Here is an 18,056-nt window from a genome sequence, read left to right as displayed (position 1 = left end):
AGGCGCTTATGCGGCCTGCTTGGAAGCGCTCTGGATCTTCGCTTCAAACTCGTGGCGGAAGTGCTTGATCATGGCGCGAACCGGCATCGCTGCCGCATCGCCGAGCGCGCAGATGGTGCGGCCCATGATGTTCACGGATACCGAGTCCAACAGCTCGATATCTTCCGGACGGCCTTCGCCGTGCTGAATACGGTTCACTACGCGCCACAGCCAGCCCGTGCCTTCACGGCAGGGCGTGCACTGGCCGCAGGACTCGTGGGAATAGAAGTACGACAGACGCAGCAGGCACTCGACCATGTCACGCGAATCGTCCATCACGATCACGGCGCCCGAACCCAGCATGGAGCCGGCCTTGGAGATGGAGTCATAGTCCATCGTACAGTCCATGATGATGTCGGCAGGCAGCACGGGCGACGAGGAGCCGCCAGGAATCACCGCCTTGAGCTTGCGACCGGTGCGCACGCCGCCGGCGAGCTCCAGCAGCTTGCTGAAAGGCGTGCCCATGGGCACTTCATAGTTGCCGGGCAGGTTCACGTCGCCGCTGACAGAGAAGATCTTGGTGCCGCCGTTGTTGGGCTTGCCGCATTCCAGATAGGCCTGGCCGCCGTTGCGGATGATCCAGGGAACAGCCGCAAAAGTCTCGGTGTTGTTGATGGTCGTGGGCTTGCCGTACAGGCCGAAGCTGGCGGGGAATGGCGGCTTGAAGCGGGGTTGGCCCTTCTTGCCTTCCAGCGATTCCAGCAGCGCGGTTTCTTCGCCGCAGATGTAGGCGCCAAAGCCATGGTGGGCATGCAGCTGGAAGCTGAAGCTGCTGCCCAGGATGTTGTCACCCAGGTAGCCGGCCGCGCGGGCTTCTTCCAGGGCGGCCTCGAAGCGCTCGTAGACCTCGAAGATTTCGCCGTGGATGTAGTTGTAGCCGATGCTGATACCCATCGCGAAAGCGGCAATGATCATGCCTTCGATCACGATGTGCGGGTTGAACATCAGAATGTCGCGGTCCTTGCAGGTACCGGGTTCGCCCTCGTCGGAGTTGCAGACCAGGTGCTTCTGACCGGGGAACTGGCGGGGCATGAAGCTCCACTTCAGACCCGTGGGAAAGCCCGCACCGCCACGGCCGCGCAGACCGGATTCCTTGAGCGTCGCGATGACCTGATCCTGCGTCAGGCCTTCGCCGCCGTCCTTGCCCAGCAGCTTGCGCAGGGCCTGATAGCCGCCGCGCGCTTCATAGTCCTTGATGGACCAGTTGCTGCCATTCAGATCCGCATAGATCTGGGGATTGATGTGACGGTCGTGGAAGCAGGTTTCATTGCCGGTCGAGGCGAACTTGGCCAGCACGGCATTGGCGGCAGGATTGTTCAGGATCGTGCTCATGCCTTGCCCTCCGCTGCGCGCAGGCCGTCAACCAACTCGTCGAGCTTTTCATTGCTCATGAAGCTGCACATGCAACGGTCGTTGACCAGCATCACGGGCGAATCGGCGCAGGCGCCCAGGCACTCGGACTGCTGCAGCGTGAACAGGCCGTCGGGCGTGGTTTCGCCCATCTTGATGCCCAGCTTGTGCTCCAGGTGGTGCAGCGCCTTGTAGCCGTCGCGCAGCTGGCAAGGCAGGTTGGTGCAGACATTGAGCTTGTACTTGCCAACGGGTTGCTGGTTGTACATGTTGTAGAAAGTGGTGACTTCGTGCACCGCAATCTCGGGCATGCCCAGAACTTCGGCAATCACTGCCTCGCTTTCCTGGCTGACCCAGCCCTGCTCCTGCTGCACGATGGACAGACAAGCCATGACGGCAGACTGCTTCTGTTCAGCCGGATACTTGGCCACCTCACGCGCAAAGCGTTCTTTGGTCGCTTCGGTAATCATCGGTCAACGTCTCCAAACACGATGTCCAGGGTACTGAGCACCATCACGGCGTCAGCCAGCATGTGGCCACGGCTCAGTTCATCGAGAGCTGCCATGTGCACAAATCCTGGTGGACGAATCTTCAGGCGATAAGGCTTGTTGGCACCATCGCTGATCAAATAAATGCCGAATTCACCCTTGGGATGTTCGACAGAGGCGTATGCCTCACCTTCGGGAACCTTGAAACCTTCGGTGAAGAGCTTGAAGTGGTGAATCAGCTCTTCCATGTTGGACTTCATGGCTTCACGGCTTGCGGGGGCAACCTTGTGGTTGTCCGTGATCACCGGGCCGGGATTGACACGCAGCCAGTCCACGCATTGCTTGATGATCTTGTTGGACTCGCGCATTTCGGCCATGCGGACCAGATAGCGGTCGTAGCAGTCGCCCGTGGCACCCACGGGAATGTCGAAGTCCAGCTTGTCGTAAACCTCGTAGGGCTGGGTCTTGCGCATGTCCCAGGGCAGGCCCGAGGCACGCAGCATGGGACCGGTCAGGCCCAGATTGATAGCACGTTCCGCAGACACCACGCCGATGCCGACGTTACGCTGCTTCCAGATACGGTTGTCGGTCAGCAGGGTCTCATACTCATCCGCGCACTTGGGGAAGCGCTGCGTGAAAGCATCGATGAAATCCAGCAACGAGCCCTTGCGGTCTTCGTTCATGGCTTCCATGGAGCGCACATTGCGCACCTTGCTGGCCTTGTACTGAGGCATGCTGTCCGGCAGATCGCGATACACGCCACCGGGGCGGAAGTAGGCCGCGTGCATGCGTGCACCCGACACCGCCTCATACATGTCCATCAGCGCTTCACGTTCACGGAAGCTGTAGATCAGGATGGTCGAGCTACCGGCATCGTTGCCCGAGGAACCCAGCCACATCAGGTGATTCATGATGCGGGTGATTTCCGAGAACATCACACGGATGTACTGGGCGCGGATGGGCACTTCGATGCCCATCAGCTTTTCAATGGCCAGGCAGTAAGCATGCTCGTTGCTCATCATCGAGCAATAGTCCAGGCGGTCCATATAGGGCAGCGACTGGATATAGGTCTTGCTTTCGGCCAGCTTCTCGGTCGCACGGTGCAGCAGACCGATGTGTGGGTCAGCGCGCTGCACCACTTCACCGTCGAGCTCCAACACCAGACGCAGCACACCGTGCGCTGCCGGGTGCTGCGGACCAAAGTTTAGGGAATAGTTCTTGATTTCAGCCATGGTCTTCCGTCAGAAGGCGCTGACGCGCCCTTCAGTGCAGGCCTCCGCCATAGTTTTCTTCACGAATGATGCGCGGCGTGATTTCGCGCGGCTCGATCGTGACAGGCTGGTACACCACACGTTGCTGCTCGGCGTCATAGCGCATTTCCACATAGCCGGACAGAGGAAAGTCCTTGCGGAAGGGGTGACCAATAAAGCCGTAGTCGGTCAGGATGCGACGCAGGTCTTCGTGACCATCAAACACGATGCCGAACAGGTCAAACGCTTCGCGCTCGAACCAGTTGGCCGAGTTCCAGATGGGGTTGATCGAGGGCACCACGGGGAAGTCGTCGTCGGTACAGAACACACGCACACGCAGACGCTGGTTCAGTGTCAGAGACATCAGATGGGACACCACGGCAAAACGCGGACCGTCCTTGCCGACTTCCGCATAGGTGGAGTAGTCCACGCCGCACAGGTCCATCAACATCTCGAACTTGCAGTCCGGCGCGTTGCGCAGGATCTGCATCACGTCCAGATACTGTTCGGCAGACACTTCCACCGTCACTTCGTTGTAAGCCAGTGTGACGCTGCGGGCTTTTTCGCCCAGGGCAGCAGACACCACATCCCGAAGCTTTTCGGGGTGAATAGCAATTGCAGTCATCTCGACCCTTTAAACGCGAGCGATGGTGTGGGTGCGACGGATCTTCTGCTGCAACTGGATGATGCCGTAGATCAGCGCTTCCGCTGTTGGAGGGCAACCAGGCACATAGACATCCACTGGAACAATACGGTCGCAGCCACGCACCACCGAATAGCTGTAGTGGTAGTAACCACCGCCATTGGCGCAGGAGCCCATGGAAATAACCCAACGGGGCTCGGACATCTGGTCGTAGACCTTGCGCATCGCCGGAGCCATCTTGTTGCACAGCGTACCGGCAACAATCATCAGGTCCGAGTGGCGGGGGCTGGCACGGAACACTTCGGAGCCGAAGCGACCAATGTCATAACGAGCCGCTGCAGCATGCATCATTTCCACCGCACAACATGCCAGGCCAAATGTCATGGGCCAAATCGACCCTGTCTTGGCCCAGTTCACCACCGTGTCATAACTGGTGGTGACGAAGCCTTCCTTCATCACGCCTTCGATCATCGTGTTTCCTCAAAGAAGCTGCTTATTCCCAGTCCAGGGCGCCTTTTTTCCACTCGTAGGCAAAGCCCACGACCAGAATGGCCAGGAAGATCAGGACAGCAACAAAACCCGCACCGCCGACATCTTTGAGTGCGACAGCCCAGGGCAGCAGGAATGCGATTTCCAAATCAAACAGGATGAAGAGAATGGCGACGAGGTAGTAGCGCACATCAAACTTCATTCGAGCGTCTTCAAACGCTTCGAAACCGCATTCGTAGGGAGAGTTCTTGGCGGCGTCCGGGCGGTTGGGACCCAGCACGTAGCCGAGCGCCAGGGGAACAATGCCCACAGCCATGCCAATGAGAATGAACAAGAGAACGGGAAGGTACTGATCGATGTTCATCGAGTGGGCCTTGTTTTGTAAAACATGCCTCACCGATCACTGCCTGATCAGCAGGGCAGGTTTCTAGTTATGTGTTGGTGCCGTCGGCGAGACTCGAACTCGCACAGCTTTCGCCACTACCCCCTCAAGATAGCGTGTCTACCAATTCCACCACGACGGCTTCGTCTCAATTATCCGGCAACCCCTGAAATCTTCGTTGCAAAGATTTTGATCCCCAGACAATCCCTAGATTCTAGCTCGAAAAACCCCGACTACCGGGGTTCATCGAGTATTTTCACTAAATTATTTCGTCGGGATTTGGGCAGCGCCCTCAGCACCTGCTGCAGGCACTTCAGCAGCGGGGGCTGCAGGCGCACCAGTTGTCGCCTCAGGAGCACCCGTGGCAGGAATGGTTTGCGCAGGAGCAGGTGCAGACACCGGAGCATTTTCCAGCACACTGCCTGCGCTGGCAGGACGGGAATTGCTCATATAGGCCAGGGCCAAAGTCGCTACAAAAAATACGGTGGCCAGTGCCGCCGTCGAGCGCGACAGGAAGTTGGCACTACCCGATGCACCAAACAGGCTGCCCGAAGAGCCTCCACCAAAGGAAGCCCCCATGTCAGCACCCTTGCCGTGCTGAATCAGGATCAGGCCAATCATGCCCAGTGCGGCCAGCATCTGGACCGCAAGAATGACGCTGGAAAAGACGTTCATATCAAAACCTAGTAATCGTAATCAGGGTGCACCGCACATCAAGTGCGGCGCAAACGAATTATTGCGCTGCCGCAATAATGGTGAGGAAATCGGGGGCCTTGAGAGCCGCACCGCCAATCAGGCCACCGTCAATATCGGCCTGAGCCAGCAGCTGCGCCGCATTGCCTGCATTCATGCTGCCGCCGTAGAGCAGAGGCATACGATCAGCCTTGTCGCTGGCTGCAGCCAGCTGCGCACGCAGCACGGCATGCACCTGCTGGGCCTGCTCGGGCGTGGCCGTCTTGCCGGTGCCTATGGCCCAGACAGGCTCATATGCCACGACCAGCTCGCTCACGCAGTGGCCGACCTGGTGAATCACAGCCGCCAACTGGCGCTTGACCACGGCTTCGGTCTGACCGGCTTCACGCTCCGCCAGGGTCTCGCCCACGCAGACGATGGGCGTGATGCCCTTGGCCAAGGCAGCTTGAGCCTTGGCGGCAACCACGGCATCAGTCTCGCCATGATACTGACGACGCTCGGAGTGACCGACCAGCGCATAGCGCACGCCGAACTCCTTGAGCATGCTGGCCGAAACCTCGCCCGTGAATGCACCCTGCTCGTGCTGGGACACATCCTGCGCACCCACACCGATGGAAGTTCCCGCAAGTTCCGCCTGGACCTGAGCCAGATAGGGAGCAGGAGCAGCCACGGCCACACCCGCCTTGTTACCCGCAGGCAAGCCCTGCTTGATGGCCTGCAGCAACGCGGCATTGGCAGCCAGGCTGCCGTTCATCTTCCAGTTGCCAACAATGAGTTTTTGCTTCATGTTTCCCAAGTCAAAACGATTTTTCCGGTGTGCTGGCTGGATTCCATCAGCGCATGAGCCTGCGCCGCATCAGCAGCATCGAATTCACGATAAATGGCTGGGCGCACCTTGCCGGACTCCAGAAGAGGCCAGACATTGCGCTTGAGCGCCTCGGCGATCGCCGCCTTGAAGGCCACGGAGCGAGGGCGCAGCGTGGATCCGGTCACGGTCAGTCGCTTGCGCAGCACCAGGCCGGCATCGAACTCGGCCTTGACACCGCCCTGCACCGCAATGATGACCAGACGGCCATCAGGAGCCAGGCATTGGACTTCGCGCGCCACATAGCTGCCGGCGACCATGTCGAGGATGACGTTGACGCCCTCGCCTGCCGTGATGCGCTGCACTTCTGCCGCAAAATCCTGTGTCTTGTAGTTGATGGCGTGATCGGCTCCGAGCTTGAGACAGTCATCGCACTTGGCATCACTGCCCGCCGTGACAATGACCGTCGCGCCCCAGGCCTTGGCCAGCTGAATCGCCGTCACGCCAATGCCGCTGCTGCCACCCTGCACCAGCAAGGTTTCGCCGGGCTGCAGAGCCCCCCGGTCAAACACATTGCTCCAGACCGTGAAAAAGGTCTCGGGCAAGGCCGCCGCCTGCACGTCACTAAAGCCCGCCGGCACCGGCAGGCACTGCTCCACGGGTGCAGCGCAGAAGCTCGCATAGCCGCCACCGGCCACCAGCGCGCAGACGCGGTCGCCGAGCTTGAAGCCCGCCTTGCCCATGGCCGCCTCGTCGCCCGCCACGATCACACCCGCCACCTCAAGCCCCGGAAGATCGGAGGCACCGGGAGGTGGTGCGTAATGACCTTTGCGCTGCAGCACATCGGGGCGATTGATGCCACTCGCGGCAACGCGAATCAGCACCTCGCCCTCAGCCGCCACCGGCATGGGACGTACACCCATGCGCAGCACGTCTGGCGCACCATAGCTGGTGATTTCCACCGCTCGCATTGTGTTGGCTTCCATAGTCAGGCTTTGCTTTATCAAAGAAATCAGGCTCAAGCGCTTATGCAGAAAGCGCCAGCAGCTACAAAATCAGGATCAGCCAGCAAACGACAAAACAGGAGACCGCCTCGCGGCGGACTCCTGCTCAGCCATTACTGCTGCTGTTGCTGCTGCTCGTCAGCGGCTGCGCGGTTTTCACGTGGCTCGCGGTTCTCGCGGGGTTCGCGATTCTGGCGAGGAGCACGTTCGCGGTACTCGCGATCGCCACGGGGTTCACGCGGCTCGCGCTCGGGCATGCCGGCGGGACGCTCGGTCAGCGCCTTCATGGACAGCTTGACACGACCCTTGTCGTCGGTTTCCAGAACCTTGACCTTGACCACTTGACCTTCTTGCAGGTAGTCGGTGACCTTTTCCACGCGCTCGTGAGCAATCTGGCTGATGTGCAGCAGACCGTCCTTGCCGGGCAGCAGATTGACCAGGGCACCGAATTCCAGAATCTTGACGATGGGGCCTTCGTAGATCTTGCCGATCTCGACTTCGGCCGTGATCTGCTCGATGCGCAGCTTGGCAGCTTCAGCCTTGGCGCCGTCGGTGGCGGCAATGGTGATGGTGCCGTCTTCCTCGATATTGATCTGGGTGCCGGTCTCTTCGGTCAGCGCACGGATGGTGGCGCCGCCCTTGCCGATCACGTCACGGATCTTCTCGGGGTTGATCTTCATGGTGTAGAGCTTAGGCGCGAAGCTGGAGACTTCGGTCTTGGCTTCACCCATGGCTTCCTGCATCTTGCCCAGGATGTGCATGCGCGCTTCCTTGGCCTGAGCCAGGGCGACCTGCATGATTTCCTTGGTGATGCCCTGGATCTTGATGTCCATCTGCAGGGCGGTGATGCCGTTGGTGGTACCGGCCACCTTGAAGTCCATGTCACCCAGGTGATCTTCGTCACCCAGGATGTCGGTCAGCACGGCGAACTTGTTGTCTTCCTTGATCAGACCCATGGCGATACCGGCCACATGCGCCTTCATGGGCACGCCGGCGTCCATCATGGACAGGCAGCCGCCGCAGACCGAAGCCATGGACGAGGAGCCGTTGGACTCAGTGATTTCCGACACCACGCGGATGGTGTAGGGGAATTCTTCCTTGGTCGGCAGGCAAGCGGCCAGAGCGCGCTTGGCCAGACGGCCGTGGCCGATTTCACGGCGCTTGGTCGAGCCCATGCGGCCCACTTCGCCGGTGGCAAAGGGAGGCATGTTGTAGTGGAACAGGAAGCGGTCTTCGAACTCGCCAGCCAGCGCGTCGATCTTCTGAGCGTCGCGCTCGGTACCCAGCGTGGAGATCACCAGGGCCTGGGTTTCACCACGCGTGAACAGCGCGGAGCCGTGGGTGCGGGGCAGCACGGAGTTGCGGATCTCGATGGGGCGCACGGTACGGGTGTCGCGGCCGTCGATACGGGGCTCGCCCGCCAGGATCTGCGAGCGCACGATGCGGGCCTCGATGTCGAACAGCATGCCTTCAACCTTGACGCCGTCGAACGCCACGCCTTGCTCGGTCAGGGCGGCCTTGACGTCGGCGTAGGCCGTGCGGCAAGCCAGGGTACGCACCTGCTTGTTGCGCTCCTGGTAAGCGGCACGCAGCTTGGCTTCGCCCAGCTCGACCACCTTGGCGATCAGCGCTTCATCCTTGGCGGGAGCAGTCCAGTCCCATGCGGGCTTGCCGCCTTCACGCACCAGATCATGGATGGCGTCGATGGCGATCTTGCCTTGCTCGTGGCCGAACACCACGGCACCCAGCATCACTTCTTCAGGCAGCTGCAGGGCTTCGGACTCCACCATCAGCACGGCGGATTCGGTGCCGGCGACGACCAGATCCATCTGCGAATCCTTGCGCTGGGTCTGACCGGGGTTCAGCACGTATTCGCCGTTGATGTAACCCACGCGGGCAGCGCCAATGGGGCCATTGAAAGGCAGACCGGACACAGCCAGCGCCGCCGAAGTGGCGATCATGGCAGCGATGTCGGCGTCGACTTCGGGATTCAGCGAAATGGTGTGGATGACCACATGCACGTCGTTGTAGAAGCCTTCGGGGAACAGAGGACGGATGGGACGGTCGATCAGACGCGAAGTCAGCGTCTCCAGCTCGGAAGGCTTGGCTTCGCGCTTGAAGAAGCTGCCGGGGATCTTGCCGGCGGCGTAGGTCTTCTCGATGTAGTCAACGGTCAGGGGAAAGAAGTCCTGGCCGGCCTTGGCGATCTTGGAACCCACGACGGTGGCCAGCACCACGGTGTCGTCGATGTTGACCAGCACGGCGCCGGAGGCCTGGCGCGCGATTTCGCCGGTTTCCATGGTGACCGTATGCTGGCCCCACTGGAAAGTCTTGGTAACTTTGTTGAACATGGTCATATTGACTCCTTTATGAATAGCTGGATGCGTTCATCCAGTCTTGATTTGGAGTGCAAACAGAACACGATGCCATTCCAGTGCTGCGCTAAACGCTATGAATAGTGAAGCATTGGAATGACACAGCTTCGCTCTGTTTTGCGAACTCCGAAGTAAAAAACGCCTGAGCTAGGCAATCTAACTCAGGCGTTTCGATCTTTCACCGTGCTTACTTGCGCAGGCCCAGCTTGGCGATCAGTGCAGTGTAGCGGTCAGCGTCCTTGGACTTCAGGTAGTCCAGCAGCTTGCGGCGACGGCTCACCATGCGCAGCAGACCGCGACGACCGTGGTGGTCCTTGGCGTTAGCCTTGAAGTGGGGAGTCAGTTCGTTGATGCGAGCTGTCAGCAGAGCCACTTGCACTTCGGGGCTACCAGTGTCGTTTTCGGAACGAGCATTGGCCTTGACAACTTCAGCCTTCTTATCGGCAGCGATCATTTTGTTTTCCTTAGGATTTGGCACTCGACGAGGAGCACCTTGGTTACTTGCGCCAAGGCTGGAAAGGCCTCAGCGTGCGTCTTGCACCATGCAAAACTTGGCGATTATATCAAGAGCCCATTTCCCTGGCATCCACTACTCCCCACGCACAAACCCATATTGCCAGCCAATGGCACACACGCTGCAATGAGCCGTCACAGCTTCACCGAGGACTGACCATGACACGTTGGCTCAAACACGCTTACAGGCTCCAGTACGCTGCCGTGACTGTCGCAGCATTGATAGCAACAACACTTGCCACCGACACCCTTGCTGCTGGGCGCAAAAACAGCAAGGACCAGAGCGGCAAAGTCAGAATCCAGAACATTCGCAGCGGCTCGGAAGAAACCGCTGCAGAACGCGATCGGCGCCTCTACCGGGAATGTCAAGGTAGACCCAATTCAGGAGCCTGTTCGGGGTATACGCAAAAACCTCAAGATAGCAAACGTTAGTGAATAGGGTGGGACTTACGCAAGCCAGAATGCACCAGGACTGTTTTTGAGGTGAAGGTCCTGCCTAAACCCGATTTGCACAAGCCCTGGTGAAATACCGTTTGTCGCGACCTTTCTGCCACCTGTCCAAGCTCATTATTTACACAGGCTCTCAAAACGTAACATCAGGGCATGTTCAAAATGCCCTCACCCCGTTCTACCAAAGGCTTCACCGCCATCGAACTACTGGTGACCATCGCCATTCTTGGCGTGCTTGCGGCCATTGCAGCCCCCAGCTTCAAGCCATTGATCGAGCGCTGGAAAGTTCGCCAAGTTACAGAAGAGCTGCAATCCACTTTCTATGTGGCTCGCTCGGAAGCAATCAAGCGCGGCGGCGGCATCACCATACTGCGCAGCGGTAACACGACAGATTGCACCACTGTCGGCAGCGACACCAGCCTCTGGAGCTGCGGCTGGACCGTCTTTGTCGACACCAACAATGATGGCAAGCAGGACAGCGGCGAAGACACCTTGCAGACCATCGCCCTGCCCTCAAAAGTCAGTGTCAAATTAACTGGCATCAGCGAGCCCACCCTCATCAAGGTGGATCGCTGGGGCCAGCTCTCAGCTGCCAATGCAGCCATAGAACTTAAGGGAAGCAGCGAAGCGCAAGCCAGCACCAGCTCCATGTGCATTAGCAGCACTGGCCGCATCTACACGCCGGACACAGGCAGTACATCGTGCTCATGAACCAGACACCCGCTCTTATCTGCGTCGCTACAGAGGTCGCAATCTTTGATGAGGAGTCTCTATGTATACCGCCGCCAACAGCACACTGCATCTGCACTATGCCAGCAGAGTTGCACACCATGGTTTCACAGCCGTCGAACTAATGGTGACCCTCGCGATACTGGCCATTCTGTCAGCCATTGCCATGCCTAGCTTCCGTACTCTGCTTGAGCGCTGGAGTGTTCGACAAACCACCGAGAGTCTGAAATCCAGCCTGATGCTTGCCCGCTCAGAAGCCATCAAGCAAAGTGGTCAGATCGTGATTCAGAAAATAGCCAACAACACCGACGGCTGCACGAGCGCCACCAACAAGACCGACTGGGACTGCGGTTGGATCGTCTGCAATGACAGCAACAACAGCGGCACCTGCACTAAAACCGATCCCATTCTGCAAACCGTAAGTGCACCACGCAATGTTCAGATAACACGCACCGGCGGAGCCGACACCATCAAACTCAATCGTTGGGGCCTGGTCGATGGAGCCTTCCTAAGCTTCAGCATCGTTCCCCTGGACAAGTCCACCTCCAACCCCGCGGCACAAGGCCTTTGCATGAGTTCGGGTGGCCGCATACGCATCATTCCCTCGGAAGAAATTCCATGCACTTCATGAACACCCAACCGCCCCTCCGCCAAAGCGGCATCACGCTTATCGAGTCCCTGATTGCCATCATCATCGCGGCTCTCGGCATTCTGGGCATTCTGGGCGCACAGATGCGGACCCTGACTGATACCCAGACCACTGTACGCAGAGCGCAAGCCATTCGGCTTATTGAAGACCTGAGCGAGCGCATGAAAGTCAATCCAAATGCAGCAAGCGACATCAGCGCCTATGTCTCGGCCTTTTCGGCAGAACCCTCGCCCGGCGACTGCCAGAGCGCCAGCTGCACCCATGCACAACTGGCGGCCTTCGACCTCGGCAGCTGGAAGCAGTCCGTCAAGAATCGACTTCCTTTAGGGCAGGCCAGCATTTTTCTGGCCTCCGGCGAGACAACTGACTCCAACCGGCGCCAGCTTGGCATCATGATCGCCTGGCGCGAGAACGAGCGTGATATTGCCAACACCCAGGACAAGAAAATTTATCGAGACAACATCGACGCCACGAAGGTCCTTGCCACCGATGGCTCTGGCACTCTCAATGCCGGCAGTGATACCAGCGATGCAGCACAAACCTGCCCGGCGAATTACACCTGCCACCTCCAATACATCACTGTGGCAGCCCGCTGCGCCCCCTATTTCGGCGGCGATGCCGCTGCGGTCAAAGCCCAGTACTTCTGCCCTGGAGCCTGACAATGCTCATAAAAAACATAGCTTCCCGAGCAACTCCCACTACCTCTGCCAATCAAAAATACCTGAGCCAGCGGCTCCAGCGCGGCGTCACGCTGCTAGAGCTGATGGTCGGCATTGCCATTGGCCTACTGGTCGTCGCCGTCGCCTCGGGAGCCCTCATGGTTTCGCGCTCGGTTTCTGGCACCGTCAGCGATGCCAGCAGCATTCAGCAGCAAGCAACCTACGCCATGCGCGTCATTGGCCAGCAACTGCGCCAGGCTGGCTCCCTCTATCTCAACCCCCAGCCCAACCCAGCGGAGGCTGGCGCCGATGCGGCCACCCTTGCTGCATCCGTCGTGGTCTTCGAAGCCACCGCAGGAGATACCTCGAAAAGCGCGGCTGACGACCTGCTCAGCACATCCCCCCCCCTCGACTACATCAACCCAGCTACTAGTACGCTCCTAGGCTCCAGCAGTCCGGACAAGCTGGCCGTGGGCTACCGTCGCTATAAGGAAGCAGTCTATGGCAGCAGCACTGAACAAACCCTGCTGCGCAACTGCCTGGGCAGCCCTTCAGATGACGCCAAGAACGATGCGCAGGTAAAAATCCTCAGCGTCTTCGAGCGCAATGACAAAAACGAATTGCAGTGCACCGGCAATGGCACCGTCCAGCCTCTCGCACGCAACGTCGCCAACTTCCAGGTGCGCTACCTGCTGCAAGACAACAGCGTGCCAGGTGCCACCAAGATCCAATACGTGGCGGCCAGTAAAGTTGGTACAGCGTCCGACTGGGGCAAGGTTCAGGCCGCAGAGGTCTGCCTGGTCCTCTATGGAGACGAGGCTATTGACCTGCCCGCAGACAGTGCCTATACGGGCTGCGATGGTTCCTCCGTAAACATACCGACCACCGGAGCGGAAGCACGGCGCATGCACATCACCTTTCGCAACGTCTTTCAGTTGCGCAGCCAGGGGCTGCTTGGCACCGTGCTTTAACCCTTCATGAAAAAAACCACCATGCCACAACGCATGCCCACAGCCTCCGTTTCGAGCCAGCGCGGCGTAGCGCTGTTCGTCGTCATCGTCTTCGTTATGCTCTCGATGCTGCTGGCACTATGGGCCTCGCGCACCTCGCTGTTTAATGAATTGGTAGTGGGCAACGACGCTGACTACCAGCGGGCTTTTGAGGCCGCCCAAGCCCTGATACTGGATGCCGAGCTGGACATTCGCGGGGAAAACGCCGACGGCACCAGCTGCACAAGCAGCAATTGCCGCAACAGCATGAGTTCTGTCGAAAAAATTCCACTCGAAGCCAAGGACATCGGCCCCCTGCTGACCGCACTGACAGGAAAGACCAACAGTTGCAGCAATGCGCTATGCGCTAAGACCAGCGACAGGAAAGACTTCTGGAATGACAAGGACGCACTAGCAGCCCTGGCTCAGGACGGTATAGGTGCACGCTACGGTCAGTACACCGGCGCAGATAAAGGCAGCACCGACAAACCCTCCAACCCCATCCTGTTCGACACCAGCGCTGCTAACAGGGGCGGCTGGTACTGGATCGAAGTACTGCCCTATGACGAAAGCAGCAAGAACTCCGGGCTCATTGTCTCCGACCCTGGTGTCAACACCCCTGGCCGGCTGCCACTGAATCTGACGCCCAGCGTGGTCTACCGCATCACTGCCCTCGCCTATGGACGCAAGGCTAACACCATGGTGGTACTTCAGCAGACCTATGCCCGGCAGCGGCTCAAGGACTGACGATCAAGGATCAATTCGCTTCTAAAAATAGAGCATTCTCAGCAGATCCTTCAAGCTCCAGACCCATATTTAACCGTATACATTCAATACCCGAGGAGGACGCTATGCACCTCAACAATACCGCACCACGCTTTCACAAGACCCTGCTGGCGCTGGCTTCAAGCGCCGCGCTGCTGCCATATGGCGCCTGGGCCATTGACCTGGTACAAGCACCACCAGGCACGGTCCAACCCTATGTGACACCCAACGTCATCATCTCGATCGACGACTCGGGCAGCATGAACTACTGCCTGAATAAAGAAGGCACCTCCAGTTGCGTACAAGGGACCGTCTGTACAAAAACCGACAAAAAGGGCAATTGCACGGCCTGGGGTACTGGTTGGCTGAATGCCAATGACGATACAGAGCCAGCAGCGGATGGTTCCTGGCCTGTCAACAGCCGACGCATGAACGTGTTGAAGTATGCGTTGAAGTCGATTTTCGATCCGACTCATTCTCAATATGACAGCACCTTGCTGCCAGACAAGAAAATCCGGCTGGCATGGCAAGCTATGAATGCCAACAATGGTAATCCTGGCTCACTCCCTGGCACAACCAGCACAGCTCCCACATCTACCACCAACTCCATGCAAGTGCTGGCAAGTGCGCATCGAACGGACTTTCTCGCCTTTGTCGACAAACTGACACCCGGCAGTTCGACACCTTCACACAAAATGTTCAAGCAGGCTGATGAATACATGCGGGCCAGCTTGAACCAGTACGGCCCATGGGCTTCCGTTCCCGGCACTACCGCTGCGCCCTATCTTGGCTGCCGACGTAACTACCATATCTTCATGACTGACGGTCGCTGGAACGGCTCAGTATCAGGCGGCTCGCAGGATGACAACACAAAGAACCTCACCTTGCCCGATGGCACGGTCTATGGCAGCACCAATGCAAGCCTGCGCCCCAACAACCAGCTTTACGCCGATACCTACAGCAACACTCTGGCCGACTGGGCTTTCAAAAGCTGGTCTACAAAGCTTCAAACCGCCACTGATGCCACCGGCACGAGTGGCCTGAAAGGCAGTGTTCAGCCATTGCCTGATTACGACAAGGCGTCACAAACCGAAGATTTCGGCAAGGATACCGCCAACAAAAACGCCATCCTGGAGCGTTTCTGGAACCCGCGCTACAACCCCGCCACCTGGCCGCACATGGTGACCTATACCATCGGTTTCAGCGCCATGGCCTACACTTGGCCCGATGCTCCGACGATCGAAGCCCCCTCCACCAAGGTCCCATTCGGCTACGACAAGAGTTTTCTCGACTTGGTCACCGGCACGAAGAAATGGCCCGACCTAGACTCTGGCGGCGAGCCCGTTCGCTCCCTCGACCTGTGGCACGCCGCCCTCAACGGCCGGGGCCGCTTCTATGCCGTGGAGCAGGGCAAGGATCTGGCCAAGGCTTTCCGCGAGATCTTCCAACAGATCAATACGCAGACCGAGCCCGAGCTGACCTCCACGGCTGCCAGCGGCTCCAACAACACACTGACCAGCGTGGACAAGTTCACTGGTAATTTCGAGCCCAAGAATGCCTGGAAGGGCTTTGTGACCGCCGCGACGGTGAACGCGGACACCAATGACACCATCGGGGCACCTGCCGGCTGGAGTGGCAAGACCACGGCAGACAGACTGGACGCCATGACCGTCAGCAACCGCGTGATCTGGAGCTGGAGCGACAAATGGATGGGGAGCGCCTACAAGGGCGGCGTGCCCTTTCTGTGGGCCAGCGATGAAAGCAATCTGAGCACGGCTCAAAAATTCTGGCTACAAAGAAAGCCTGATGGCACAAGCACCGACGAAGGTGCAACCAAAGGCAATCAGCGGCTCAATTACATTCGCGGCGACCGTAGTTTGGAAGGTTCGGACACCGCCAATGGTTACACCACGGATAAGCCTTTCCGCCAGCGCAAGAGCATTCAGGGCGACATCATCAACTCGACTATCTGGTACACAGGCGTACCCGCCAGCAACTATGCGCTCAACGGCTACTCGAAGTTCACCAGCGACCAGAAAAACCGCCAACCCATGATCTATGTAGGCGGTAACGACGGAATGCTGCACGGTTTCTCCACCGCGGACGGCAATGAAAAAATCGCCTATGTGCCCCAAGGTGTGCTGCCAAGTCTGGCGCGGTTAACTGACCCTACGTATAACCAGAAACACCGTTTCTTTGTCGATGGCTCGCCCATGACCGGCGACGTGAACCTGGGCTCCAGCGCCACCCCCAACTGGCGCACCATGCTGGTTGGATCTCTGGGCGCGGGCGGCAAAGGCTATTTCGTCTTGGATGTAACCAACCCAGCCAGCTTCACAGCAGCCAACGCCTCAAGCCTGGTCAAGCTCGACCGTACACGCAGCACCGATGCCGACATGGGAGCCACCGTCTCCAACTGCGCGCTGGACACTATGGGAGCAGAGGAAAAAGCCGCCTGCGTCAAGGCAGTGGATGAAGACCGCGACATTGGCAACATTACCGCTTTGCCCGTACTGGATGAAAACAACCCCATGCGCACCACGCAGATCACACGCCTAAACAACGGGCGCTGGGCCGTGGTCATGGGCAATGGCTATAACAGCGCCAACCAGCGCCCTGTGCTACTGATTCAGTATTTGGATAATGATCGCGAGCTCCGGCGTCTAGTGGCTACAGGCAGCACCAGTGCTGCGGACTGTGCAGCCACTCCCCGCACCAAAACGCAAGCTGAATGCGACAACATCTCAGACAATGGTCTATCTGTCCCACGCTTGGTTGATATCAATGGCGACGGCATGCCCGACGTGGCCTATGCAGGTGACAACCGCGGCAATATGTGGAAGTTTGACCTAACCAGCACAAACGACAGCAACTGGAATACCGCATTCAACGGCCAGCCGCTGTTCACCGCCCAGGGCCCAGCGTCGCTGGGCAGTGCCCGTACCATAGTTCAGCCCATCACCGTCGCACCCACCGTGCGTGCCAACGACCGCAAGATGACTGTACGCAGCGGCAACGATCAGAAAACCCTGCCTGTGGGCGGCATGATGGTTTCGTTCGGCACTGGCCGCAACGTGACCAAACTAGATGAATCCGACCGGAATGTGCAGACACTGTACTCGGTGCTGGACAACACGCGTTACAAGCTCGTCGATGGGCGTCTGCAAATACATGCTGGCGAAAGCGGCTGCTCCGCCACCGCTGGTGACTGCATCGTCGCCCCCAAGGCCTTGGGAGCAGGTGTCAGCAACGCCAAGCTGGCCGAGCAAGTCATCACTGACCTGGACAATGGCGACTTTGGCACTGTGAGTTCAAAAAACGCCGATAGCACGCTCAATGCAAGCACCTGGGTCGGCTTCAATGGCTGGTACATGGACCTTCCCGCAGTGGGTGAACGCCTACTCAAGAATATGGAATTCTACGATGGCAGCAACATCTTGGCCGTGTATTCACAAGTGCCGGCCAAAGGCACGGACGTGGACCCGAACGTGGAAAGCTGTGACTCCAGCTCGGTGGATGAAGAGCGCCAATACCGCACCCTGATCAACATCATGGACGGCAAGCGCCCCAGCGTGCAGTTGGTGGACAAGAATGGCGACGGACTCTACGGTGCGCTTGATGTCAATGTCTCCCGGCGCAAGGTGACCAAGGGATCACACACTCTGATTACCAAGAAGAACCGGGTCACTGACCTCGACAATAAGAACAACAAGGAACTGCTGGCCCGCATGCCCGAGCAATCGCTACGCCCCAGCTGGCGCCAGGTGAAGTAAAGGTTACGAAT

Annotated in this window: 17 protein-coding genes and 1 tRNA gene; 6 read left to right on the top strand and 12 right to left on the bottom strand. The window is 58.7% G+C overall.

Annotation, left to right across the window (positions count from 1 at the left end):
* Positions 1-6: 6 nt before the first annotated feature.
* From nuoF to rpsO, 12 genes are all read right to left on the bottom strand, one after another.
* Positions 7-1,371 (bottom strand): NADH-quinone oxidoreductase subunit NuoF, encoded by a 1,365-nt coding sequence (nuoF, locus tag QMY55_RS05830; protein WP_283487727.1) that lies wholly within the window; start codon positions 1,369-1,371, stop codon positions 7-9.
* Positions 1,368-1,859 carry an NADH-quinone oxidoreductase subunit NuoE gene (nuoE, locus tag QMY55_RS05825; RefSeq protein WP_283487726.1) on the bottom strand — a complete coding sequence of 164 codons (492 nt, stop codon included), beginning with the start codon at positions 1,857-1,859 and terminating at the stop codon, positions 1,368-1,370. Before nuoE ends, nuoF begins: the two co-directional genes overlap by 4 nt.
* Positions 1,856-3,109, bottom strand: a complete 1,254-nt coding sequence (locus QMY55_RS05820) for an NADH-quinone oxidoreductase subunit D (RefSeq protein WP_283487725.1) — start codon at positions 3,107-3,109, stop codon at positions 1,856-1,858. Before QMY55_RS05820 ends, nuoE begins: the two co-directional genes overlap by 4 nt.
* Before the next feature lie 31 nt (positions 3,110-3,140).
* On the bottom strand, positions 3,141-3,752 hold the full coding sequence (locus QMY55_RS05815) for an NADH-quinone oxidoreductase subunit C (RefSeq protein ID WP_283487724.1): 612 nt from the start codon (positions 3,750-3,752) through the stop codon (positions 3,141-3,143).
* A 9-nt stretch (positions 3,753-3,761) separates the two neighbouring features.
* Positions 3,762-4,241 (bottom strand): NuoB/complex I 20 kDa subunit family protein, encoded by a 480-nt coding sequence (locus QMY55_RS05810; protein ID WP_003057832.1) that lies wholly within the window; start codon positions 4,239-4,241, stop codon positions 3,762-3,764.
* 22 nt (positions 4,242-4,263) lie between these two features.
* Complete coding sequence (locus tag QMY55_RS05805) at positions 4,264-4,623, bottom strand: NADH-quinone oxidoreductase subunit A (protein ID WP_283487723.1); 360 nt, start codon at positions 4,621-4,623, stop codon at positions 4,264-4,266.
* Positions 4,624-4,698: 75 nt separating this feature from the next.
* Positions 4,699-4,783, bottom strand: a tRNA-Leu gene (locus QMY55_RS05800).
* Positions 4,784-4,905: 122 nt separating this feature from the next.
* The gene (gene secG / locus QMY55_RS05795) at positions 4,906-5,316 is read right to left on the bottom strand and encodes a preprotein translocase subunit SecG (RefSeq protein WP_283487721.1); all 411 of its coding nucleotides are present in this window, start codon (positions 5,314-5,316) and stop codon (positions 4,906-4,908) included.
* A 58-nt stretch (positions 5,317-5,374) separates the two neighbouring features.
* Positions 5,375-6,121, bottom strand: coding sequence for a triose-phosphate isomerase (gene tpiA, locus QMY55_RS05790; protein ID WP_283487720.1), 747 nt, complete (start codon positions 6,119-6,121; stop codon positions 5,375-5,377).
* Positions 6,118-7,125, bottom strand: coding sequence for an NAD(P)H-quinone oxidoreductase (locus QMY55_RS05785; protein ID WP_034365045.1), 1,008 nt, complete (start codon positions 7,123-7,125; stop codon positions 6,118-6,120). The genes tpiA and QMY55_RS05785 overlap by 4 nt, the downstream gene beginning before the upstream one ends.
* Positions 7,126-7,256: 131 nt before the next feature.
* Positions 7,257-9,500, bottom strand: coding sequence for a polyribonucleotide nucleotidyltransferase (gene pnp, locus QMY55_RS05780; RefSeq protein ID WP_283487719.1), 2,244 nt, complete (start codon positions 9,498-9,500; stop codon positions 7,257-7,259).
* 205 nt (positions 9,501-9,705) lie between these two features.
* Positions 9,706-9,972, bottom strand: a complete 267-nt coding sequence (gene rpsO, locus QMY55_RS05775; protein ID WP_003057844.1) for a 30S ribosomal protein S15 — start codon at positions 9,970-9,972, stop codon at positions 9,706-9,708.
* Between the two features lie 662 nt (positions 9,973-10,634).
* Between rpsO and QMY55_RS05770 the strand changes: the two genes are divergently transcribed.
* From QMY55_RS05770 to QMY55_RS05745, 6 genes are all read left to right on the top strand, one after another.
* Positions 10,635-11,192, top strand: coding sequence for a GspH/FimT family pseudopilin (locus QMY55_RS05770; protein ID WP_283487718.1), 558 nt, complete (start codon positions 10,635-10,637; stop codon positions 11,190-11,192).
* A 61-nt stretch (positions 11,193-11,253) separates the two neighbouring features.
* Complete coding sequence (locus QMY55_RS05765; protein ID WP_283487717.1) at positions 11,254-11,841, top strand: GspH/FimT family pseudopilin; 588 nt, start codon at positions 11,254-11,256, stop codon at positions 11,839-11,841.
* Positions 11,829-12,518: a type IV pilus modification protein PilV gene (gene pilV, locus QMY55_RS05760; protein WP_283487716.1), complete on the top strand. Its 690-nt coding sequence runs from the start codon at positions 11,829-11,831 to the stop codon at positions 12,516-12,518. The genes QMY55_RS05765 and pilV overlap by 13 nt, the downstream gene beginning before the upstream one ends.
* Before the next feature lie 2 nt (positions 12,519-12,520).
* Positions 12,521-13,489: a PilW family protein gene (locus tag QMY55_RS05755; RefSeq protein WP_285978623.1), complete on the top strand. Its 969-nt coding sequence runs from the start codon at positions 12,521-12,523 to the stop codon at positions 13,487-13,489.
* A gap of 6 nt (positions 13,490-13,495) precedes the next feature.
* Positions 13,496-14,254, top strand: a complete 759-nt coding sequence (locus QMY55_RS05750; protein ID WP_283487715.1) for a pilus assembly PilX family protein — start codon at positions 13,496-13,498, stop codon at positions 14,252-14,254.
* A gap of 104 nt (positions 14,255-14,358) precedes the next feature.
* On the top strand, positions 14,359-18,045 hold the full coding sequence (locus tag QMY55_RS05745; RefSeq protein WP_283487714.1) for a pilus assembly protein: 3,687 nt from the start codon (positions 14,359-14,361) through the stop codon (positions 18,043-18,045).
* Positions 18,046-18,056: the final 11 nt, after the last annotated feature.

Source organism: Comamonas resistens, from assembly GCF_030064165.1.
GTDB classification, from domain to species: Bacteria; Pseudomonadota; Gammaproteobacteria; order Burkholderiales; family Burkholderiaceae_C; genus Comamonas; species Comamonas resistens.
This window is presented reverse-complemented; position numbering and strand designations above follow the sequence as displayed.